The organism is Cyanobacterium sp. (assembly GCF_054166785.1).
In genome coordinates, this window is sequence record NZ_JBSZCP010000035.1 from 24,083 (window position 1) to 48,588 (window position 24,506).

17 protein-coding genes and 1 riboswitch are annotated in these 24,506 nt (G+C 39.4%); of the genes, 10 read left to right on the plus strand and 7 right to left on the minus strand.

The annotated features are described in order from the left end of the window. Positions 1-39 precede the first annotated feature (39 nt). On the minus strand, positions 40-1,140 hold the full coding sequence (locus tag ACXITR_RS06765; protein ID WP_457996476.1) for a glycosyltransferase: 1,101 nt from the start codon (positions 1,138-1,140) through the stop codon (positions 40-42). 99 nt (positions 1,141-1,239) lie between these two features. Beyond that, on the minus strand, positions 1,240-3,642 hold the full coding sequence (locus ACXITR_RS06770; RefSeq protein WP_457996477.1) for a GH116 family glycosyl hydrolase: 2,403 nt from the start codon (positions 3,640-3,642) through the stop codon (positions 1,240-1,242). 167 nt (positions 3,643-3,809) lie between these two features. On the opposite strand from ACXITR_RS06770, the gene bioU reads away from it, so the two are divergent. Then, on the plus strand, positions 3,810-4,793 hold the full coding sequence (gene bioU / locus ACXITR_RS06775) for a (S)-8-amino-7-oxononanoate synthase BioU (protein WP_457996478.1): 984 nt from the start codon (positions 3,810-3,812) through the stop codon (positions 4,791-4,793). A 68-nt stretch (positions 4,794-4,861) separates the two neighbouring features. Here bioU and ACXITR_RS06780 read toward each other — a convergent pair whose 3' ends face one another. Next, complete coding sequence (locus ACXITR_RS06780) at positions 4,862-5,494, minus strand: hypothetical protein (protein WP_457996479.1); 633 nt, start codon at positions 5,492-5,494, stop codon at positions 4,862-4,864. Positions 5,495-5,630: 136 nt separating this feature from the next. Between ACXITR_RS06780 and ACXITR_RS06785 the strand changes: the two genes are divergently transcribed. Together ACXITR_RS06785 and ACXITR_RS06790 are read left to right on the plus strand one after the other, a co-directional pair. Next, on the plus strand, positions 5,631-7,715 hold the full coding sequence (locus tag ACXITR_RS06785) for a M3 family metallopeptidase (protein ID WP_457996480.1): 2,085 nt from the start codon (positions 5,631-5,633) through the stop codon (positions 7,713-7,715). A 209-nt stretch (positions 7,716-7,924) separates the two neighbouring features. Further along, positions 7,925-8,512 carry a Uma2 family endonuclease gene (locus tag ACXITR_RS06790; RefSeq protein WP_457996481.1) on the plus strand — a complete coding sequence of 196 codons (588 nt, stop codon included), beginning with the start codon at positions 7,925-7,927 and terminating at the stop codon, positions 8,510-8,512. A 167-nt stretch (positions 8,513-8,679) separates the two neighbouring features. Here ACXITR_RS06790 and ACXITR_RS06795 read toward each other — a convergent pair whose 3' ends face one another. After that, on the minus strand, positions 8,680-9,639 hold the full coding sequence (locus ACXITR_RS06795; protein ID WP_457996482.1) for an orange carotenoid-binding protein: 960 nt from the start codon (positions 9,637-9,639) through the stop codon (positions 8,680-8,682). Between the two features lie 205 nt (positions 9,640-9,844). Between ACXITR_RS06795 and rpiA the strand changes: the two genes are divergently transcribed. The 5 genes from rpiA to ACXITR_RS06820 all read left to right on the plus strand — a co-directional run bounded on the left by rpiA (position 9,845) and on the right by ACXITR_RS06820 (position 14,145). Next, positions 9,845-10,555, plus strand: a complete 711-nt coding sequence (gene rpiA / locus ACXITR_RS06800) for a ribose-5-phosphate isomerase RpiA (RefSeq protein ID WP_457996543.1) — start codon at positions 9,845-9,847, stop codon at positions 10,553-10,555. A gap of 112 nt (positions 10,556-10,667) precedes the next feature. Further along, positions 10,668-11,006, plus strand: a complete 339-nt coding sequence (locus tag ACXITR_RS06805; protein ID WP_457996483.1) for a hypothetical protein — start codon at positions 10,668-10,670, stop codon at positions 11,004-11,006. 96 nt (positions 11,007-11,102) lie between these two features. Beyond that, positions 11,103-12,098, plus strand: coding sequence for an L-histidine N(alpha)-methyltransferase (gene egtD, locus ACXITR_RS06810; protein WP_457996484.1), 996 nt, complete (start codon positions 11,103-11,105; stop codon positions 12,096-12,098). Positions 12,099-12,424: 326 nt separating this feature from the next. Next, the gene (gene psbB / locus ACXITR_RS06815) at positions 12,425-13,960 is read left to right on the plus strand and encodes a photosystem II chlorophyll-binding protein CP47 (RefSeq protein ID WP_457996485.1); all 1,536 of its coding nucleotides are present in this window, start codon (positions 12,425-12,427) and stop codon (positions 13,958-13,960) included. 89 nt (positions 13,961-14,049) lie between these two features. Next, positions 14,050-14,145: a photosystem II reaction center protein T gene (locus ACXITR_RS06820; RefSeq protein WP_069790288.1), complete on the plus strand. Its 96-nt coding sequence runs from the start codon at positions 14,050-14,052 to the stop codon at positions 14,143-14,145. Positions 14,146-14,213: 68 nt separating this feature from the next. Here the strand turns inward: ACXITR_RS06820 and ACXITR_RS06825 are convergent, their stop codons facing one another. From ACXITR_RS06825 to adhE, 3 genes are all read right to left on the minus strand, one after another. Beyond that, on the minus strand, positions 14,214-15,566 hold the full coding sequence (locus ACXITR_RS06825; protein WP_457996486.1) for a DUF697 domain-containing protein: 1,353 nt from the start codon (positions 15,564-15,566) through the stop codon (positions 14,214-14,216). A 224-nt stretch (positions 15,567-15,790) separates the two neighbouring features. After that, positions 15,791-18,046 carry a 5-methyltetrahydropteroyltriglutamate--homocysteine S-methyltransferase gene (gene metE / locus ACXITR_RS06830; protein WP_457996487.1) on the minus strand — a complete coding sequence of 752 codons (2,256 nt, stop codon included), beginning with the start codon at positions 18,044-18,046 and terminating at the stop codon, positions 15,791-15,793. Between the two features lie 585 nt (positions 18,047-18,631). Further along, positions 18,632-18,779: riboswitch (cobalamin riboswitch) on the minus strand. Positions 18,780-18,960: 181 nt separating this feature from the next. After that, positions 18,961-21,552, minus strand: a complete 2,592-nt coding sequence (gene adhE, locus ACXITR_RS06835; RefSeq protein ID WP_457996488.1) for a bifunctional acetaldehyde-CoA/alcohol dehydrogenase — start codon at positions 21,550-21,552, stop codon at positions 18,961-18,963. Between the two features lie 304 nt (positions 21,553-21,856). Here adhE and ACXITR_RS06840 point away from each other — a divergent pair, with 304 nt between their 5' ends. Next, complete coding sequence (locus tag ACXITR_RS06840) at positions 21,857-22,816, plus strand: pentapeptide repeat-containing protein (protein ID WP_457996489.1); 960 nt, start codon at positions 21,857-21,859, stop codon at positions 22,814-22,816. Between the two features lie 119 nt (positions 22,817-22,935). Beyond that, positions 22,936-24,384 carry a DUF3084 domain-containing protein gene (locus ACXITR_RS06845; RefSeq protein ID WP_457996490.1) on the plus strand — a complete coding sequence of 483 codons (1,449 nt, stop codon included), beginning with the start codon at positions 22,936-22,938 and terminating at the stop codon, positions 24,382-24,384. The last annotated feature ends 122 nt before the right edge of the window (positions 24,385-24,506 follow it).

Here is a 24,506-nt window from a genome sequence, read left to right on the forward strand (position 1 = left end):
AATCCAATGAAATGATCGAAAGACATATTAAAATTACAATTAATTATGAAAGTTGGATAATAAATTACTAATTTTAGTTCTAATTCCTATTTTGTTTCTTAATTTTTGTAATTTTTTTCGAGTAGGACGAGTATTAATTGCAAGTTTTCGACGTAGCAAAAAATTCTTACGATATAGGGGATTATTACACCAGTATAAATATGCTGGAATTAGTTTTTTTTCTATTAAATTTTTCCAATTAGTTACAATAATAGCTGACGAGTATTCTTGAGCACGTTTAAAACCATTTTCAATCATTTCTTGGCGTAAGTCTGAGTTATCTCTTAGTAACTTTAGAGCCACTAAAACTTCATCTAAAGAATTAACTTCAATATAATCTAGTGCATTTTTTCTTTCATGTTGAAAAGCTGATTCTTTCCCTAAAATCGCTGGAACACCTGCTAACCATGCATTATAAAGTTTAAGTGCTGGTTTCCACTGAAAGTAAGATTTTCCACTTAAATCTCTCACGGCAATAATAACATCTATATATGAAAAATCATGCCAACAATGTCGACGATCTCGATCAATTAAGTACCATTTTAATCCCATTTGATTGAGTTTATTTTCCCAAGATAGTGTTTGTAGCTGAGAATCTAAATTTCTTGATTCTCCTAGAAAAGCTACATTTTTAAAAGTATTTTTTCTATTACTATTTCTAGGAATTAAACCAGGCTGCGGCCAATGGGGTATGTAGTATTTTTCTCCTGGAAATAAATACTGATCACCAAATAACATAGTATTTGATTCCATATCTTGATTATTTCCTACAATATGAATTTGTGCATAGGGATGGATATTATTTTCAGCTTTCAGACAAATCACAAGTTGTTGAGAATTTGGCCGAAAATTTTCAGGAATATGTACTCGAGAGGCGAAAATAATTCCCCGATCAGGAATATTTCCTACCATTTCGCAGGGTAAACCTTCCGCTTGTAAATATTGATAGGTTTGGACATTCCAAGCATATACAGTTGGAGTAATTCCACCTCCAAAATTGTGCCAATAAATATTAGGTTCAGTTGGTATTCCATCGTTAGGCCAATATTTTTGAGGTATGTAAAAATATATTTTGTTGTTATTTAACCAATCACTACTCATAAAAAACTCCTAATTTATTAAGATCACATACTAAATTTGATCTTAATAATATATTTATTTACATATTTCAAATCTTAATTTCCAATTAATCTTTATGCCCTAACTCAAAGCCTGATAAATAGCCCAAATCGCCATCGCCCGTAAATAGTGACTAGCGCGGAAGGTATTAACCGCCGTAATCGCTTCGGGAGTACGGAATTGTAAACCATTACTATACACCTGGTTAACCACCGTTTCGGCTACCTGTAAACCCTCTTCTTTCATGCCATTAAGAATCATAAAAGCAACGATACCATAGTTAATTCCCGTCCAAATTTCGAGGGGGTGGGTATCATTTTCCTTTTCTGGGCTTCCGTCGGGTTTAACCCCGTTGGCGATGCCGAGAGTGCCGTTATGGAACTTAAGATAACAAGCATCATAGATTTTTTGCAGGGTGGCGGTGACATATTCCTTTTCCACCACATCGGGTAACTTCAACAGTTGGGCGTAATACTGTCCGCAAAGTTGATCTGCCATTACGACATCTGAACCGCTCTTACTGTCTAGGTTATAGTATTCCCCATTCCAGAGGGTATCGTGGTAAATTGCCCTTGACTGATGTAACCATTGACGGAAAAGGACGATCGCACCTTCAATATTTTCCCTAGCGTTTTCCTTTTCCAAGGCAGGATTTACGGGGGGATTATCTAATAAGATATTACCAATGGCGATCGCACTTTCTAGCGCACATATCCATAAACCACCACAATAGGCACTAATACCCTGTAGGCGCCAATCATCAAAAGTTTGATCAGGCGCTCCCGAATTTTCAGGGATACCATCATTATCAAGGTCAAACCCTTTGACATAGTGCAAAGTCTCCACCACACTATCCCAACATTCCCAGAGGAAATCCTGATCATTTTTGCCCGTATAAAGATAATCCCGATATACCAACAGCACAAAATCCGAACCTAAATCCTTCCACAAATTGCAATCTTGATAACTGGTATAGTTGCTTTTTTGCCAAGGATGCTCATTGGGCGCACCTAAATCGTGGGGAGTTGCCCCCTTTGCTTTCCTAATCGCTGAAGCACCGTTATAACCGATAATACGGGGAGTATCATCCGCCGTGGGAATTGCACGAGAAAACGCTTCCATCACCGATTTTTCCAGACGGGGGAAAAGTTGCAAAAGTCCAAAAGAGCCGTACAAACGCACATCCAAACTTTCATACCAACGATAATCAATACATTCTAACACCCCAAATTGACCCACAGGATCATCCTCCGTGGCAGCCGTCCACAATGTACCCCCTTGGGTAAGTAAATATAATTCATTAAACAGAGCCATCTTCAACCAATCAGGAAGATTAGAACGATTTAAAATCGGCTCTTGCCATAATTTAATCTTGTTCTGCCACATATCATGGTGTTTTAACCCCGTGCGAATCATTGACCACACATTACGCCCGTTGCGTCCAAAAAAGTCTGTATAGCGACGAAAATAGTTAACTCCTTGGGCAAACTCCGTTACAGGAAAATCCCACCCCAAAATGAAAGGAATTTTTTTCGTTTTCCCGGGGCGAATAGTAAATCTGATCGCCATTGCCCCCGCAATTTGTTCCCCCGGTTCGGCGGGGGTTTCGTCTTGAAAGTCTGGTAGAGAGCCATTCATAGCAAATCTATCCCAAATTTCGCTCCCATCTCCCTTAGGATTCCAACGGGTATGATAAAATACCTCTAAACTAGGATTTGTTGTCGTTGCGATCGCCCATTGTCCTTCCCCTTCCATAGGCTCATCCTCAAGCCTAATGCGGTCAAATAAACAACCAACCCTAAATCCATCCTGTATCCATTGATTCAGATTACCCGTACTATTACCCAAACATGGTTGATAATCATACTCAGGACTACCATCATCCCTCACCTTTACCGTCGGTGACTTAATAGCATTGGTAAACCAACCCACCGTATTTTGCCAAGAAACCATAATACTAATCGTTATAGGCTTATCAGTGGGATTATGAATACTCCACTCAAACACCCCCACAGGATAACTTGACTCTTGATAATTCCCTGCCCATACGGGGGAAAATTGCTCACACACCAACTGGGATTTAAAAACCCCTTCATAACTAAACCAACTACGGGGATATAACGCTGAGTATGTACCCTTCCCTTGAGGATACCATGACCAACTCGATAAACTACCATCTTCAGGCGCATTGGTACTCAGGGCATAAACTTGGGCATCTTCCCCTTCTGGATGTTCAAATACCGCAAACTGACAAGCAGGAATACTCTGAAAAGTGTGATTTCCTCCATCAATGTGCCACAAATTAAAATCACCACTAGGCGCCCTACCAACACAACCAGCCCCAAAACCCCCCAAAGGCATCCCATGGTTTGGCCCATCATCCAAATTACTTTCGTAGCGTACAGTATAGGGATTATCCCATGTTTTACCGATTTCACATTGCCAAGATTGGGAAGGGATTTTTGGTAGTTCGATTTTGAACATAGTTAGTGATTGATAGTTTACAATTTCCCCATTTTAAGGTTAAGGGTTTAACTTTTACAAAAATTTTGCACCGAAAGTCAAGTTTTTTAACGGGGACATAGCCCAAAACATAAAAATGACTCAGAAAATATTATGATTAAATCTTGACTGTGTAAAGTAAATATTTTATGAATAACAAGATTAGAGTAGGATTATTGGGTTTTGGCGGATTAGGACAAGCCGCAGGAAGAATATTACAACCTAAATCAGAAATGGAATTAGTAGCCGTTGCCGATCGCCACGGATACGCTTACAATAACTCAGGGTTAGATATTGATCAATTAATTCACACCTACCACGAAAAAGGCTCTACAGGATATGCAGAAGGTGGGGTAATTAGTGATAACAGCATCGAAGAATTAATTAATAAAGCTGATGTAGATGGTTATTTCCTCGCTTTGCCCAACTTACCCAATACGTTTATGGCAGACGTTACCCGTCAATTTATTAAAAGTGGTTGGCAAGGGGTATTAGTAGATGCACTCAAACGTACCAGCGCCGTAGAACAGTTATTAGCCCTAAAAGACGACCTGCAAAAAGCTGGTATTACCTATCTTACTGGCTGTGGTGCCACCCCCGGATTATTAACCGCCGCCGCCGCCGTTGCTGCCCAAAGTTTTGCCGAAATTCATAATGTTAAAATTACCTTTGGGGTAGGTATTGCTAATTGGGAAGCCTACCGTGCCACCATCCGTGAAGATATTGCCCATATGCCAGGGTTTGACGTAGATAAAGCCAACGCCATGACTGATGCGGAGGTAGAAGCATTTTTGGATAAAACCAACGGCATTTTAACCCTCGAAAACATGGAACACGCCGATGATATTATGTTAGAACTAGCGGGTATATGCGATCGCACTCAGGTATCTGTAGGGGGTGTTGTCGATACCCGTAACCCCAAAAAACCCATCAGCACCAATGTAAAAATTACAGGGCGCACCTTCGAGGGCAAAATCTCCGCCCATACCTTCACCCTTGGGGATGAAACTAGCATGGCAGCTAATGTATGTGGTCCGGCTTTTGGTTATCTCAAGGCAGGTGTAAAATTAAGAGAGAAAGGTATCAATGGTTTATTAACTGCGGCTGAAGTAATGCCTTTGTTTGTAAAATAAATGTACGGTGGGCATTGCCCACCTAAATCTAAGAGTCTTGATTAATATTGCTCATCTTGATTTTTGCGCTATTTCTTTCTTCTCCGATCAATCCGATCTTTTATCTCCGTTCCACGTTTAAAATGTTCTTCACTTTTAATAAAATTTTCGTCACTTTTATCCTGTTCACTTTTTTTTTTGGCATATACATTGCTTAAGAAAAAATGCGCTTGATAACTTTCATATAGCTTCATAGCCTCTAATCCACACTGTTCAGCCATTGATAAATTGCCTAAATCAAGAAATGCTCCCCCTCTTGTCGTTAAAATAGCACTTTTTACCCGTGCATCAGCATAGACTTTTTTCTTTAAGAACTCATCAGTTAATTTAAGAACTTCTTCAGGATTTCCGAGCTTTCGCAAACATCCACATATTTGTGTGATAATCCAAGTCTTTTTGGTCTTTTCATATAGCTTTTCGTAATAAATCACTAAAGTTTCATATAACCTATGATCCTCTAGCCATTGAATCTCATCAATTGCGTCAACATCGGCTGTATTTTGATGATGATTTTTTCTCATGAGTTTTTCGTCTGAATCAATTTTTATAAGAATGGGATACAGAGGGCTAGATAGTGACTCACTTTTATGGGCTTGTGCCTTATACTTCTTTTTCAGTTTAATAAAATGCTTAATTTCTGAATCTTTAAAATTTTCTTTCATATCAATATATTTTATTGCTATTAAGTTTTATATATAATAACTTTTGATTTTCAAATTGTGTAGGGCAATCTACACCCAAACAAACCCCCAAATCCCTTAATATTGAATGTAAAGAGATATTAAGAGAAATTAAAATATGACCACAACAGCGGTAAAAAATCCCCTCCTAATTGGCAAAGGATTACCCCCCTTTGCAGACATCAAACCTGAGCATATCGTGCCAGGCATAGAAGAATTATTAACCGAATTAGAGACAGAATTAACTAAGCTAGAAGAAAATATAACCCCTACATGGGAAGCATTAGTAAACCCACTTAACGACATTGAAGAAAGATTGCGTTGGAGTTGGGGTATTATCGGGCATTTGATGGGAGTAAAAAACAGCCCAGAATTGCGCACCGCTTACGAAACCGTACAGCCAAAATTAGTACAGTTTGCTAGTAGATTAAGTCAGAGTAAGCCTATCTATGAAGGTTTTACCAAAATCCAAGCCAGTGATGATTGGGAAAAACTAGAATCCGCCCAACAGAGAATTATCGAGTCTGCTATCAAAGAAGCGGAATTGTCTGGGGTTGCCCTTGAGGGTGAAAAAAAAGAGCGTTTCAATGAAATTCAGTTACAACTAGCAGAGTTATCCACAAAATTCTCCAATAATGTTTTAGATTCTACCAAGGCTTTTCAGTTAAAGTTAACAACCCCCGAAGACGTGGACGGTTTACCCGCTAGTTTATTGAGTTTAGCTGCCCAAACCGCAAGAATGGAAGGAGAAGAAGAGGCCACTGCTGAAAAAGGCCCCTGGATTATCACATTAGATTATCCTAGTTTTGGTCCTTTCCTTAAATTTAGTACCCGCAGAGATTTAAGGGAAAAGGTTTACCGTGCTTTTGTTACCCGTGCTAGTGAGGGAGATACGGATAACAATCCCTTGATTAACAAGATTTTAAGACTCAGACAAGAACAAGCAGATATTTTAGGTTACGATAACTACGCAGAAGTTAGTCTCGCCCGTAAGATGGCTGACAGTGTGGAAGCAGTGGAGAAACTCTTAGAAGAGTTGAGGGTGGTTAGTTATGATGTGGCAAAAGAGGAGTTGCAAGAGTTAAAGGCTTTTGCGAAAACTGAGGATTTGAAGCCTTGGGATGTGAGTTTCTGGGCTGAAAAACAAAGGGAATTTAAGTTTAATTTTACTGAGGAAGAGTTACGCCCTTATTTTTCCCTTGAGAGGGTGTTGGATGGTTTATTTGGTTTAGCTAAGAAGATTTTTGGAGTGAATATTACCCCTGCGGATGGGTTAGCGCCTGTGTGGCATAAGGATGTGAAATATTTTCAGGTGGCGGATGAGAGTAACGAAACCATGGCTTATTTTTACCTTGATGCCTACTCCCGCCCTGCGGAAAAAAGAGGGGGTGCATGGATGGATGATTGTGTTGGTAGGGCAAGGATTGAGGAAAATGGGATTGTAACTACCCGTTTACCTGTGGCTTATCTTACTTGTAATCAGTCTCCCCCTGTGGATGGTAAACCCAGTTTGATGACTTTTGGGGAGGTAGAAACTCTTTTCCATGAGTTTGGGCATGGTTTACAACATATGTTAACTAAAATTGACTATATCGGGGCTTCTGGCATCAATAATGTGGAATGGGATGCGGTGGAGTTACCTAGTCAGTTTATGGAAAATTGGTGTTTGGAAAAAAGCACTTTGTTTGGCATGGCGAAACACTATGAGACTGGGGAAACTTTACCCACTCACTATTATGAAAAATTGGTGGCTTCTAAAAATTATATGAGCGCCACGGGGATGTTAAGACAGTTACATTTTAGTTTGTTGGATTTGGAGTTACACGCCCGTTATTCCCCTAGTGATGAGGTTTCACCCCATGATGTGGCAAGGAAGTTGGCAGAGAAAACCATGGTGATGTCTCCTTTACCTGAAGATAAATTTTTATGTGCTTTTGGGCATATTTTTGCGGGGGGCTATGCTGCTGGTTATTATAGTTATAAGTGGGCTGAAGTGCTTAGTGCTGACGCTTTCTCGGCTTTTGAGGAAGTTGATTTAGAGGATGAAAGTGCGATCGCCCTTATCGGTAAACGTTTCCGTGATACTGTACTAGGATTAGGCGGTAGTTTATCACCCATGGAAGTATTTAAACAATTCCGAGGAAGAGAACCCCAAACCGAAGCATTATTAAGACATAGTGGACTACTAGCAACAGCTAATTAATAAATTATGGGGGTGGGCATTGCTCACCCTTACCACTTTATAAGGCATTGCTTAATCATGGTATGAAATATAATTGAATGACATTAAAAATTGAGACGTCAAAATATTATTACCGTTGCCTGTTCCCCGTTCCCTGTTCCCTGCCTAAATGAGAAATCATATCTAAAATCAGCTTATAATCGATAAAAGAGACAAGGGAGAATATAACTATGGTTGCCCAACTCACCAAACAGCAATACACCATCGAGGAATATTTAGAATTAGAAAGTCAGGCAGAAGTTAGACATGAGTACATAGATGGGGAGATATTAGAAATGGCAGGAGGCACAACAAATCATAATCTAGTCACGGGAAATATTTACATCGCCCTCAGATTGGCATTAAAAGGAAAAAACTATCCTGTTTTTATTGAAAATGTCCGTTTATGGATAGCCCAACACAAAATGTTTACCTATCCCGATGTGATGGTGATAGCCCAAAATCCTGAATATCATGGCGAAAATAAAACTACCGTAACCAATCCTATTATTATCATTGAAATTTTATCTAACTCTACTAGAGATTATGATTTAGGTCGCAAATTTGAATATTACCGTAGTTTACACTCTTTGCAAGAATACATTTTAGTTGACCCAGAAAAACCCTTAGTAATGAGTTACCATAGAAATAGTGATCAACAATGGTCATTAAATATTCTTGAAAATATTAACAACACATTAACTTTAAATTCCATATCAATAAAAGTGAACTTAAAAGATATTTATGAAGGGATTGAAAAAATAGATGAACTACCATAAACATCGTATTTATAGTAGTTATAATGTGTATTTATTATTTGCAAATTTCCCTATTAACAGTAATTTAGGGCGATCGCCCCATAGTTTATAAGTATAATAATTACCATGCAAAAAAGAGTTTCCCAAGAAAAGAAAACCCTTTTATCTACTAGATGAAAAAAGAAATATTAACGAATTAAGTTTAATAACTCTTTAGGAGAAGCAAGTAAATCGATCGCAACGAAGAATATTTTACCTTCAGGATTGATAAGGAAGCGCCAAGCAATATTCATACCTACATTACCACCAAACCAAGGAGTTTGTACCTTACCAGTAACCTTAATTTGAGTATATCCATCGTCTGCAGGTTCAGTAATACCTCTTTCAGGAATTAACTTAAGATTTTGACATTCTTCTTGGAAGAAACGGAAAATATTTTCCTTACCCACAATAGGACGTTTGAAAGGAGGTTGAAGCGCTCCATCAGGAGTAAATAAAGTAATTAAAGTATCAAAATCATTGGCATTGAGATTGTCCATATAGTCAAGGACAGTTTTATTGGTAACACCCTCAATGGAAACCTTAGTTCTTTGTTGCATATCCTTAGGAGGAGCAACAGGTTCAGATACAGGGGTATAATTCTCTAACTTGCTAACATCACAACCCATGTCAACCACCGCATTACGTAAAACAGTAATCTGTTGACCAGATTCCAAACCCTTAATGGTATTTAAAACTGAATTAGCGTTAGCTGATAATTTATAACCTTCAGGAATGGGGGCAACGATACCCTCCTCCATAAATTTACCTAACTGATACCAAAAACCTAATTTAATATTAGGAGACCATCCCCCATAAGTACGACATAAAGGAGTATCCGCACGGTTAGCTAAGTCACACATGGCCTGAGATTGTTCTTGAAAACTCATTTTTTTGATTTCTTCAAGGGTAGCCTCAGCTAACACCATACTAGCTGCTCCCGGAGCTGCAATGGTGATCGTTTTACCCATTTCTAAATATGCAAACCAAATCAATGCAAGTTGATCCTCTGCATTAAGTTGATTGAATCGGGCGACAGTGGCAGGAACTGCATCGGCGGAAAGGGTACTGGGAAAAATGTTTCTGGCTGAATCAATGGTAAAAGGCATAAATTGCTCCGTTTTACTAATCTATAGTCTAAATTTAGCACAGCCTCATTAAGATAAATTTAATAACAAGGTGTGGATTTTGCACCAAGTCTTTTAGATAAATGTGTGATATTGCTGCCAGATTTCATCCATAAAGAAAATATTTGCCTAATGAATGGTTGATCCCTGATAATTGAGCATTGACTATTAATTTAAAAATTAAAAGATAATTATGACCACAGATCCAGTTACTTTAATGAAACAAGAAGTTGGTAAAGCTGCCGCTGCTAGGGTTAAATCTGACTCGATTGTAGGGTTAGGTACAGGTTCGACCACGGCTTTTGCTATTCAATACATTGGGGAAAGACTAGCCAGTGGAGATCTTAAAAATATTGTGGGAGTACCTACTTCTTTTCAGGCGGAAGTATTGGCAAAAAAATATGGTATTCCCCTAACTACTTTAGATGCTATTGATCATATCGATGTTGCCATTGATGGGGCGGATGAAGTTGATCCTCAAAAAAACCTGATTAAAGGTGGTGGTGCTGCCCATACCCGTGAAAAAGTGGTTGATAGTCTTGCCAAAGAATTTATTGTGGTGGTGGATAGTGGCAAATTAGTAGATAAATTAGGCTCTACTTTTCTTTTACCCGTAGAGGTTATTCCCATGGCTGTTACTCCTGTTATGCGTAAGTTGCAGGAGTTGGGCGGTAAACCTGACTTAAGAATGGGGGTTAAAAAGGCAGGTCCTGTGGTCACGGATCAAGGTAATTTAGTTATTGATGTGAAGTTTGATGATATATCAGATCCTACTACCCTTGAAGCTACTATTAATAATATTCCAGGAGTATTAGAAAATGGTTTATTTGTGGGGGTAGCCAATGTGATTTTGGTGGGTGAAATTATTGATGGAAAACCTAGCATAAGAGAGTTTTAAAATCTGAGCCTAACTTTTCTCCCCCATTCAAGTTAATCACTGATGTTAATATTAAGGGGGAAAGGTTTATACTTTTTCCTCTTGCCTCGTTAGTGAAAGAATAATTAATAAAATGTTTTCTTTTCGTCCAAAATTTCCCAAGAAAAGTAGTCCAAATCCTCCTCCTGTTATTAAGGAGAAACCTAAAAGATTAGTTAAAATACCATATCATTTTCAGAAAAACGATATTATTACTTATTCTGACAAGGAGATTAAAAGAGAGTTATATAAGTATCCTGGGCTGTTAAAAACTTTGGGTCATGCTTATAATTATCAGATTACTTATACGGGTTTTGATGGTAGAAGTCATTATTGGTTTTGTAAAGATTTACCGACTACCACTAAGTTATTAAAATATCTTAATGAACAGGGATGGATTGTTGATTGGCAAGAGAAGCCTTTTATTGTCTAATAATTGGCTGCTAATGATTTTTGCTAGGCTTCAATATCTTAAGGGAACTGTTTGGGCTAAAATTGCCATAGCCATTATTTAAAAGTTTTTTTGTTCATGTTATTTGCTAATCAAAGGGAAAAAGTAGAGATCAAGTATTTACCGAATATCTCCCCGATTCAAGACAATGGCGAAGATGTTATTAACGGTTTAGGCAGTAATCCGAAGGTATTACCTCCGAAGTATTTTTACGATCGCACTGGCTCACTATTATTCGAGAAAATATGTGATTTGCCAGAATATTATCCTACCCGCACCGAAACACAAATTTTAAAAACCGCTTCCCCAGAAATAGCTTGTTTAACGGGTATTAGTGAATTGGTAGAGTTGGGTAGTGGTAGTTCAACCAAAACCAGATTACTATTATCTTCCTATGAAAATATGGGCAAACCTTGGCGTTATATTCCCATTGATGTGAGCGGAGAAATGCTCAAGCATAGCTCTTTACAGCTAGAAAAAGAATACCCCCTCCTGTCCATTTTGGGTTTGGTGGGTACCTATGAACAGGCTTTATTGCATTTACCGCCCAAGGAATTATCTTCAAGAATGGTGGTTTTTTTGGGCAGTACCCTCGGTAACTTTACTATGGTAGAGTGCGATCGCCTCTTTACGGAGATAGCAGAGGTACTAGAGGAGGGAGATTACTTTCTGTTGGGGGTGGACTTACAAAAACCCGTCGCCATTTTAGAAAAGGCTTACAACGACTCTTTGGGTGTTACAGCAGAGTTTAACTTAAATATACTATCCCACCTTAACCATCGATTTGAAGGCAATTTTGACCCTAACCTATGGACTCATCAGGCGATTTATAACCAAGAGTTAAATCAAATTGAGATGTATTTACATTGTCATCAAAAACATCAGGTATCTCTTGAAAGTCTTGATTTGACAGTAGATTTCACCGATAATGACTTTATCCTCACGGAAATTTCTCGTAAATTTGACCTAGACACCATGGAAGGGTTTTTAAAATCCCATGGTTTAAATACTGTTGAGTGTTGGACGGATGAGAAAAAATGGTTTGGTCTAATTCTTGCTCAAGTGAGAAAATGATATGGAGCAAGAGGGAAAGGATATTATTTAATCATGGTGTGACGGAATTGTTCAGATAAATCAGTATTTGAGATATTATCACCATTGCCCACATAGCAGACAAATTATATCTAAAATCAGCAACGCCATAAAATTGATAACCCCCTATGGTATAATTTTTTTTAATAATAGTTATTGTCAGAAAATAACTAAAAATAAAATCAAGTATATAAGGGTAGAAGATTGTTGAAAATAACGATTGGAGACCCTAAAAACATATAAAGGATATAGTAAACTAATAATATCCAAGCAAAAAAACGATTAACACAATAGGAGGCGCGTAGTCAATGGGACTACCTTGGTATCGAGTACACACAGTAGTAATTAACGATCCAGGTCGCCTAATCTCTGTTCACTTAATGCACACCGCATTAGTAGCAGGTTGGGCTGGATCTATGGCTCTTTATGAGTTAGCAGTTTTTGATCCTAGCGATGCTGTTTTAAACCCCATGTGGAGACAAGGTATGTTTGTACTACCTTTCATGGCTCGTTTAGGTGTAACAGGTTCTTGGGGTGGCTGGAGTGTCACTGGAGAAACTGGTGTTAACCCCGGATTTTGGTCTTTTGAAGGAGTTGCGATCGCCCATATCGTCCTCTCTGGTTTATTATTCCTAGCAGCCGTATGGCACTGGGTATATTGGGATTTAGAACTATTTACCGATTCTCGTACGGGTGAACCTGCATTGGATTTACCCAAAATGTTTGGTATTCACTTATTCCTATCTGGAATCCTATGCTTCGGTTTTGGTGCATTCCACCTAACTGGTTTATGGGGTCCAGGAATGTGGGTATCCGATGCCTATGGCCTGACTGGTCATGTGCAACCTGTCGCCCCTGAATGGGGACCTGCTGGGTTTAACCCCTTTAACCCTGGTGGTGTAGTTGCTCACCATATCGCCGCAGGGGTTGTAGGTATCATTGCTGGATTGTTCCACCTCAGTGTACGCCCCCCCGAAAGACTTTATAAAGCTCTTCGTATGGGTAACATTGAAACCGTACTTTCTAGTAGTATTGCCGCCGTATTCTTCGCTGCTTTCATCGTAGCTGGAACTATGTGGTATGGTAGTGCCACTACCCCCGTAGAATTGTTTGGTCCTACCCGTTATCAGTGGGATCAAGGCTATTACCAACAAGAAATTCAACGTCGTGTCCAAAGTGCGATCGCCCAGGGTTCAACCCCTGCACAGGCTTGGGAATCTATCCCCGAAAAACTAGCCTTCTACGACTATGTAGGAAACAGCCCCGCAAAAGGTGGTTTATTCCGTACTGGTCCTATGAATAAAGGTGATGGTATTGCCCAGGGTTGGTCTGGACACCCCGTATTTTTTGACAAAGAAGGCAGAGAATTAACCGTTCGTCGTCTTCCCAACTTCTTTGAAACCTTCCCCGTCGTGTTAAGTGACTCTGATGGCGTAGTTCGTGCAGACATTCCTTACCGTCGTGCTGAATCAGCCCTTAGTGTAGAACAAACTGGCGTTACCGTTTCCTTCTTGGGTGGTAACTTAGATGGTCAAAGTTTCTCAGATCCCCTAGACGTAAAACGTTATGCCCGTAAAGCTCAATTAGGTGAACCCTTTGAGTTTGACATTGAAACCCTCAACTCCGATGGTGTATTCCGTACTAGCACCCGTGGTTGGTTTGCTTTTGGTCATGCTTGTTTCGCCTTGTTGTTCTTCTTCGGTCACATTTGGCATGGAGCTCGTACCTTATTCCGTGATGTATTCGCTGGGGTTGACCCAGACTTAGATCCAGAACAGGTAGAATGGGGCTTATTCCAAAAAGTGGGAGACAAATCTACCCGTACCCGCAGTGAGTCTGCCTAATTGTTAAGATGAAGTCAGGGTTTTATTTATTGAATACTATCCTGATTTCATTTTAAGTAAATCTTATAATCAATTGAGGAAAAAAAATTATGGAAAGTGTTGCATATATTCTTGTATTAGCAATGATGATTTCAGTTCTATTCTTTGCTGTTGCCTTCCGTGAGCCTCCCAAAATTCAAAAATAGGTTCAGAAGTTTAACTAATTTTGAATAAACATCCATAAAACATCTCTAAAATTATTTAGGGGTGTTTTTTATGACAAATCGCTCCTTAATCGAGCAATAATTGAATCTGCCGGTACTTGAGCCATAATTTCCTTAATTACCGAAGAAGTGCCAAAACTTCCCCAAGTGCAACCATTTTCTAAATACACCTGTGCTGCTTTACCTACTACATAAGAGCCATATCCAGCAATACTTCCTTGGGCTAACCCCGCCCCTGCAAAAGCCGTAAAATTAGCAGGATTTTCCCACAAACTATTAATAGCCGTACCCGTTTTCGCAAAACCCAACATCACCATCGTGACAACTTCTGCCACCATCAAACTAAGTAAACTTTTAACAATGGTTTGCCACAACTTCCCCGCCTCATAGCTGGTAATAGGTAAACCATATAACCTTGCCAAAGCTCTAATCATAGTCAAATCGGCGATCGCCCCTACCATCAAATCCACTAGGGCAATGGGGTTAACCGCCACTATCAAAGCCTTATATTTTGCATATTGCCAGATAATCTTTTCCGCCTCCTTCTCTCGTAAAGCCACAGTTTTATGGGCGATATTTTCTTGGGCACCCCTAGCCTGATAGAGGGCATTTAAAGCCAGTAACGCCTTACCCTCCCGATTGAGAATGAGCAAAATTTTTTCCTTCAAACTATCCACCTGAGACGGCAAATGCTCCCACTCCTCCCTTAAAGTACCATCAGGCAACTCCACCCTTACCTTAATGGGTTGTGGCTGTGCCGCCACCATCACCACCTCATCAGGGGTAAACAAAGGCTGATTTGTCTCATTACTCAACTGCTGTAACTGGTCATAAATACTCTTAATATCCGCCTCAGGATACAAATCCACCTTATTAAACACCAACAACAAAGGCTTTTGAAAACGGCGTAACTCCAACAAAGCCAAATATTCTGTCCTCGTAATATCCCCTGCCACCACAAATAAAATTAAATCAGACTGACGACTAACTTCCCTCGCCATTTGCGCCCTACTTTCCCCATCAATCTCATCTAATCCTGGGGTATCAATAAACTCAATTTCTACCTTGCCCGTGGGAGGTTGCCAACGAATGGACTTGGGCCATTTTGTCACCCCATTTATCGCCCCCGTAGCCAAAACATCTTCCCCCAAAAGAGCATTAATCACGGTGGATTTACCACGACTAACCAACCCAAAAGCTGATACCTTAATTACCTGTTGCTCTAACTTTTCCAATGCCCCTTTGAGGTTACGCAAATCATCCTTTACCGCCCCTTGCAACTTAGCATCTGGGGGATAATTCCAGTGACGGCGACTACTGGCATACCAAGAAAGGGATTGTTGTAAACTTGCACGGGCTAAACCGATAATAGATGATACGGCGGGGGTTGTTTTCGATGTCATAGTATTTGAGGAAATATCACTCTGGTATGATTATTTTACAGCATCCCTCTACTTTCCTTTAAATTGCTAAAACCTAACCCTTGTAAGGACTTAATATTAAATCCGTAAATAAAAGTGTACTAATAAAGCAAACAATGGGTTTAAGCCCATTGCCAAAACAATAAGTATATAGTTTATAAATCGGACTTGGCTTAATATATTAAGCCCCTACTGCCTAATGTCTTTTATTTAGAAGCTAACTCCTCGGCTTTTTGACGAATAATTTTAGTCGCCTCTACCATATTACTCAGGGCGGGAATAACTTCATCCCAGTGACGGGTTTTTAAACCACAGTCTGGATTTACCCAAATCTGTTGTAAAGGTAGGTTTTTCACTCCTTCTTCTAACTGTTTTACCATTTGTGCGGTAGAAGGTACTACGGGGCTATGAATATCATAGACTCCATTCCCGATTTGGTGTTTATATCCTGCGGTGGTTACTTCCTCAAGGGTGCGATTATTACTACGGCTATTTTCGATGGAAATAACATCGGCATCTAGTCTTTCAATATCCTTGATAATGTCTCCAAACTCTGAATAACACATATGAGTATGTATTTGTGTTACAGGACGGGCGATCGCCGTTGCTAACCGAAAAGCATCCACTGCCCAAGTCAAATAATCAGCCCAGAGAGCAGTTTTGAGGGGTAATCCTTCTCGAAAAGCAGGTTCGTCCATTTGAATAATTAACGCTCCAGCTTCTTGTAAATCAGCCACTTCTTTTTGCAGTGCCAAACCGATTTGTAAAGCCTGATGTTTACGGGAAATATCTGAGCGGGGGAAAGACCAATTTAACATGGTTACAGGGCCGGTTAACATACCTTTAACGGGTTTATCTGTCAGGGATTGAGCCACCTTAAACTCTCTTACCGTCATGGCTTCACTTCTTTCCACATCTCCAAAAATAATGGGGGGACGTACATAACGACTACCATAACTTTGTACCCAGCCCGACTCAGTGAAAGCAAAACCAGACAGCTTTTGTCCAAAAAATTCTACCATGTCAGTACGTTCAAATTCTCCATGTACCAACACATCCAAGCCAATATCCTCTTGTAACTTGATACACTCAGCTATTTCCTTGTCAATAGCCTCTTGATATTCTTGTAAACTTAATTCTCCCTTCTTATAATTGAGTCGTAACCTTCTCACTTCTTTAGTTTGAGGAAAAGAGCCAATGGTAGTAGTGGGGAAAATAGGTAACTGTATTTGTTCCTTGATTCTTTCTTGATATGATAAGGTGCGATCAAAATCTTGGGTAGTTAAACCGTTAACTTTTTCTTGCACCACCGCACTATGGGGGGCAAAAGATTTAAACGATGTCCAATGGTCAGCCTTTTGTTGCCAAAACTGCTCATTTCCTTCCCCAGAAAGCATTTTTAACTCAATTAATTTTTGTTGAGCAAAACTGAGTACATTTCTAAGGGGCGCGGGTAAATTAAGTTCTTTTTCCACATCCAAAGGCACAAACTGCAAGGAAGCCGAAGGTTGAATACTAATATTTGTGGTTACTTCTTTAACGGAGTTTAAGACATTCTGCACTTTTGTATAATTTACTTGCCAGACATTACGGGCATCCACAATGCCTACGCCTAAACGTTTATCGATAGGAAATCCATGCTGTTTGAGTAACTCTAGGTTATTACCCCTCGTAAAATCGAGACTAATGGCTTTTACAGGTAAATTGACAACCCAATTGTAGTTATTACCCAAATCCTCAAAGTAGGTAACTAAATTGATAGGTAAACCTACTTGACTAAGAATGTCATAGGTTTTGATAGTAGCTTGTTTTACCTCTGGAGTTTCGTTGGTAACTAAAATTGGCTCATGAATTTGTACTTCTTCAATGCCATAACCCTTTAAATCCTCTAACAAAGATTGATATAGAGGTAATAATTTTTCCACATTTTCTAGTAAACTTCCCTCATATCGACTCAGGGCAACCAAAGTTACAGGGCTAAGGATAATTGGGTTAGTACGTTTACCTAAAATATTTTGTCCTCGTTTTACCTGACGCAAAAAGCCGTCAAAATTAGCTTGGGGTTGACAACTAGCTTCAATTTCAGGGACAAGATAATGATAGTTGGTATCAAACCATTTAGTCATTTCTAGGGCCAGAATACCATCAGCGCCCCTTGCCATGGCAAAATATTGTTGTAAACCAGTAAAAGATTGAAAACGAGAGGGAATTAAACCCAGATAAACAGTCCAATCTAATACATGATCATACAGGGTCATATCGCCCACGGCAATTAAATCAAGCCCTGCATCTATTTGTTTCTGCCAGTTTAATTTTTCGATGTTTTCAATGGTGTTAAGAAGTTCATCAGAACTACTTTTCTTTGCCCAGTAGGATTCTAAGGCTCTTTTTACTTCTCTTTTTTCGCCGATGCGAGGGTATCCTAAGGTTACGGTAGTCAGTTTATGTGATGTATTTGTCATGGATGGTGAGATTAATTATTGAAATAATGGATAGGTGAATTTAACCGTATGAAGATATACGGCAGTGTTTGATTTTTTTGCACCACGAAGTTACGCCAAGATAGGAAATATTTGTAAGCAGGAGAAAAGTATAGTAATTTTTCCACTACCTTTTTATTCCTATGGGTCATAGGCAAATGTGCAATCCATTGACTATCTTAAAAATGGGGTATAGTCAAAAATTCTGTGCAAAGTTAATTTATTGTCATCCTCTATCGGGGTTTGGGGTAGCGATATGCCTTGAGTCGCCTATAATTTTCTACCAAGGGACAAAAAGGCTAAGGACAATTACTAAACTAACTTAATATTTGGCATAACTAAGCATTAACGACAAAGTTTGTGACTATTTTACTAAGATTAGCAATGATTACTATGAAGGTTCTTCTATCCTAAAAAGTACTGAGGGTCATATTTTTGGGACGAAGAATGATCTTATTTTTAATATTTTTTCAGTTTACTACTGATAATCTAACCAGTGATTATGATTATAGAACAAGAAAACGTGCTGTTTTAGTACCATCATCTGTGCCTCGCAGATAAATTTAATAACATGGTTAATAATCGGTGGGCATTCTGACTTATGGTAAGTTTTACCAATTACAGTTGCGGGACAGTGCTGGATTTTCGCCAGTCTTTCCCCCTTACGTTCAATAATTTTTTTACAATTATTAAAACCGAATAACTAAGATAATAGCATACTTAATTCTTTTTTTGCAATTACACTTGTCTGCTTTTTTTCATGATTAATTGACGGTTAACCATGAACAATTGAACTGTAATTGATTTTGTTTTGATGATTTTTTCTTCATCATAATAATTGACTATGGGTGAGCAATGCCCACCCTACTTTCATTTTTACCGTGGGGAGAAATAAACTAACGGCCATGGTAAGCAGTGATATATAAATCCTTCATGTCTTTGATTAGGGGATAACGAGGATTACTCCCTGTACATTGATCATCGAAGGCTTCTTCTGCTAAAGTGGCGATCGCCCCTAAAAATTCTTCTTCAGTGCCTGAATAAACCTCTTTAATCGAAGATGGAATATTTACCGCCCGTTTCAGGTTTTCCACCGCCTCAATAAGTAACTCAACTTTTTCTTCGTCCGTTTCACCCCCCAAATGAAGGTAATCGGCAATTTGAGCATAACGGTATTTGGCGTTAGGATATTTGTACTGAGAAAAAATCGCCTGTTTAAAAGGGGCATCGGTGGCGTTGTAACGAATCACATGGGAAATCATCAGCGCATTAGCCAAGCCATGGGCAATATGGAAGCGAGAACCCAATTTGTGAGCCAAAGAATGGCAGATACCAAGGAAAGCGTTAGCGAAAGCCATCCCCGCAATGGTGGCGGCATAGTGAACTTTTTCCCTTGCCTTAACGTCCTTTGCCCCTTCATTATAGGAGCGGGGGAGATAGTCAAAAATTAAACCGATGGCTTTGAGTGCCAAACCACTGGTAAACTCCGTAGAATAGGCAGAAACATAGGCTTCTAGGGCGTGGGTGAGGGCATCTATCCCCCCAAAAGCCGTTAAACTCTTAGGCATATTTAAAACCAATTCTGGGTCAACGATGGCGATATTCGGAGTTAGGGCATAGTCTGCTAAAGGATATTTTGCCCCTGTGCGATCGTCTGTTACCACGGCAAAGGGGGTCACCTCAGAACCTGTCCCAGAGGTGGTAGGAATGGCTACCATGATGGCTTTTTCCCCCAAAGGAGGGAGATCATATACCCGTTTACGAATGTCCATAAAACGGGTGGCAATGCCTTCAAATTCAATATCTGGATGTTCGTACAACAACCACATTATCTTGGCCGCATCCATGGGTGAACCTCCCCCCACGGCGATAATCACATCAGGATTAAAGCTATTCATCCGCTCCAAACCACGGTTAACGGTACTTAAACTCGGATCTGGTTCTACATCAGAAAACACATCAAATCTGATGCCCAACTGTTCCAATACGTTTTCTATTTTGCTAGTAATACCAAGATCGTATAAGGGGCGATCAGTTACAATGAAAGCTCGATGTTTTCCTGCCAAATCTCCCAGCGCCACGGGCAAACAACCATATTTAAAATATACCTTTGGCGGTACCCTAAACCAGAGCATATTTTCTCGACGCTCGGTAATAGTTTTCACATTCAAGAGGTGAGACACCCCCACATTACCACTGATGGAGTTACCCCCCCAACTACCACAACCGAGGGTAAGGGAAGGATCGAGACGGAAGTTATATAAATCCCCGATAGCACCCATGGAGGCAGGAGTATTAACTAATACCCTACTGGTTTCCATTCTCGCTTCAAAATATTCTATATGGTCATGATCATCTTGGGCAATATAAATTACCGAAGTATGTCCCCTACCGCCAAATTCCACCAACTTCGCCGCCTTAGCCGTACCATCTTCCAAGTCTCTCGCACGATACATGGCTAGGATGGGAGATAACTTTTCATAGGATAAAGGCTCATTAATACCAATGTCCTCCACCTCGGCAATCAATACCTTACTTTCTGGGGGAATAACAATATTAGCTAACTCCGCAATTTGAATCACCGACTGCCCCACAATTTCTGCATTCAGGCGACCATCCTTTAAAATAACTTGCCGTAAATTTTCCGTTTCCTCTGGGGTAGTAAAATAAGCCCCCCTAAACTCAAATTCTTGTCTAAACTCATCATAAATGTCGTTTTCCACAATTACCGACTGCTCAGAAGCACATATCATCCCATTATCAAAGGTTTTACTAAGCATAATGGAAGAAACAGCCATTTTTATGTCCGCACTACCCGCCACAAAAGCAGGGGTATTACCAGCACCCACCCCCAGGGAAGGATGTCCAGAAGAATAGGCGGCTTTTACCATCCCTGGGCCTCCTGTGGCAAGAATGAGCTTAATTTCGGGGTGTTGCATCAATGCCTGAGATACTTCTAGGGTTGGCTCTTGGATACAACCGATAATATCAGGGGGTGCGCCTGCGGCGATCGCAGCTTCTAGGATAATTTTGGCAGCCTCTACGGTGCATTTTTTTGCTCGAGGATGGGGAGATAAAATAATTCCGTTGCGAGTTTTTAGGGCTAAAAGGGTTTTAAAAATTGCGGTGGAGGTGGGGTTAGTGGTGGGGATAATTCCTGCAATTAGCCCAATGGGTTCGGCTACTTTTTCGATGCCATAAAAATCATCTTTTTCAATAATTCCACAGGTTTTTTCATCACGATATTTATTGTAAATAATTTCTGAAGCGAAGTGATTTTTAATTACTTTATCTTCTATAATGCCCATGGCTGTTTCGGCACAAGCCATCTTTGCTAAAGGGATACGAGCATCATTAGCAGCAAGAGCAGCTCTTTTAAAAATACGATCTACTTGTTCTTGGCTAAAGGTTGCATAAACTTTTTGGGCTTTTTTTACCCTAGCAATTAAATTTTCTAGTTGTGCTAGTTGGTTTTGATTATCATTCATAATGTACTCCTTGATCAAGTAGATAAAAAGAGATTTATTAAGTAGCACCTAAATAAAATTGATTAGAGATTTTTAAATAAGTGTTTTTTACTTTTCTCTAATTTGATCTTAGATCCGAATGATGGGGGTTGCTCTAAAATATAAACTTTCCTTCACAATTCAAATTAGTATTTTTGTTTAGCTTTTTTATAGCTATCTCAGGTATCATTGAGAATGAATAGGCTAAAATCATAACATCAAAACTCTATCAATTTTCCTTCTGTTGGTCGGTTAAATTGACCGATTTTTTTTTCTAACACTACTTATGAATGTTGATGAATTATTGAGGTTATATTTTCAAGGGCAAAGAGAATTTAGTCGTCTGAGTCTTTCTGCTAGTGAAATAATTCAGGTTAATTTGACTCAAATTGAATTAAATCACTGTGATTTGAGTTGGAGTAATTTAAGCTCTACGGATTTAAGTGGTGCAAATTTAAGCCATAGCGACTTGGTGAATACGAGGATTATTAGTTCTCGTTTGATTGGGGCTAGTTTACAGCATACGGATTTTAGTTATGGTGATTTGAGTTGGAGCAATTTAAATAGTGCAGATTTGAGCTATGCGGATTTAAGTTATGCCAATTTGTCTAATACTTTCCTTTCCAATGCTAATTTGACGGGGGCGAATCTGACGGGGGCGAATTTGACGGGAGCAAATGTTACTGGGGTAAATTTTACGAGGGCTAATTTAACGGAAGCGGACTTGACGGGGTTAAATTTGATGGAAGCGGATTTGACTAGGGCGGATTTATCCCAGGGTAATTTGGAAGGGTGTAATTTGAGTGAGGCAAATTTTAGCCGTAGTGATTTGAGAAAAGCTAATTTAAAAAATTCTATTTTAGAGGGGTTATTTCTTCATCAGGCTAATTTATCCAAGGCAAATTTGAGGGGAGCTAATTTTTCGGGGGCGGTGTTACATGGTTTGGGGGGCAAAAGATTTACTTTGTCTCCTTTGAGAAAAAAGACGGGGGGAAAGGGTCAAATTCTTTTTACCCATGCTACCTTGAGGAAGGCTAATCTTTCGGGGGCTAATCTTGAAAATTCTTATTTTAGTTATGGCTATCTACAGGGGGCAGTTTTTACCAATGCCAATTTACAGGGGGCGAATTTAATGGAGGCGGATTTGGAAGGGGCTGACTTGAGAGGGGCTGACTTGAGGAATAGTACCCTTGGGGGGGCGAATTTGAAGGAAACTATCATGCCTGATGGCTCTACCCATCCTTGATTTTAGGTAAATAATTCTTATTAATTTCTAAATGTGTTTTGGTGCATAAGCCCTAAAGTATAATATTAATAAGGTTTACAAGTTTCAATGGTTTTGGATTTTGATTATAGAGGATTATAATGACCAGTGCTTATGTACTAATTTTTGCGGTGTTAATATTGGGGGGGTTGATTGCTGCCCTGGGCGATCGCATCGGTACAAAAGTAGGTAAAGCTCGGTTAAGATTATTTAATCTACGCCCTAAACAAACAGCCATTGTAGTATCAATTGGGACGGGGGTACTTATTTCTGCTTCTACTCTGGGGATACTATTTGCCCTGAGTGCCTCCTTGCGACAGGGGGTTTTTCAATTGGATGAAATTTTAAATCGTCGTCGGGAGGTGGAAGAGGAGTTGGCGGAAGTAACGGGGGAAAAAGATAGGGTAGCTAGGGATTTGGCGGAAGCACAAAAACGTCAACAGGAGGCTAGGGATACTTTATTGAATACTGAGCGAGAATTAACCCAGACTCAGGAGTTGTTGGATGAAATTTATGAGCAAACCCTTAGTTTAGCGGCGGAGGTTGAAGCCATCGAGAAGGAAAGGGCTACTCTGTTGGAGCAAAAAAATAATATTGAACAAGAAAGTATTACTTTACAAAGACAAATTAGGGAAAAAGATCAAGAACTTAGTTTAAGATTAGATGAAATTAGTGAGCAGGAAAAAGTTTTGTCCTTACAGTCAGCCACTTTACAAGAATTGCAAAAACAACAGCAAGATTTACGGGCTGAAATTCAGTTTAGGGATAAGCAAATTAGTGGTTTAGATAGTGCGATCGCCCAGAGAGATCAAACATTAACAGAAAAAGAAGAATTATTATCTCGACTAGAAAGAGATCGTATCTTTTTTGAGCGAGAAATTCAAGTATTAGAACAATATTATCGCACCTATCAAGACTTAAGAGAAAGACCCATTGCCCTAGTCAGAGGACAGCTGATAACCATTACCCTTGTTAAAGTTGAGGATAACACAAACCTAGAAGAATTGATAGATGGGGTATTAAATGAAGCCAACCGAGGAGCCATGAGAATATTAGGTTATGGAGAAGAATCATTAAATAGAAGATTTGTGCAAATAAGCACCACCCAAGTAGAACAAATGCGCAATCAACTGGCAGAAAATGGAGAATATTTGATCCAAATTTTAGCAGCAGGAAACTATGTTCAAGGAGAAGAAACCGTCAGAATTTTTACCGATGTTTCCCCTAATCAAAGAGTCTATCAAAAAAATGAATTAATAGCACGATCTGCCATAGAATCGGAAGATGTATCTAATAATAGTATCCAAGAAAAATTAGACTTTCTTCTTTCAGTAACCCAATTTAGAGCAAGACAACAAGGAGTATTAGGAAGAATTGTGGTGGGGGATGGACAACTAATCTCTTTGGTTAACTTTATTCAACAATTGGAAGCCTCTGATCAAAATATTGACGAAATGAGAGCCATTGCGAGTAATACTACCTATAGTTCCGGGCCTTTGCAAATTAATTTATTGGTGATGTCTCAGGGGCGAGAAATAATGAGATTCTGACACTCTCCATACCTAAAGGCAGGGGCTTTTCGCTGATTTTTCGGTAAAAAAATTAATTCTCATCCATTTCTCCCCGTAATCCATCACAAATTGACCACAGGGAGAAATAAAGTTCAGATTGT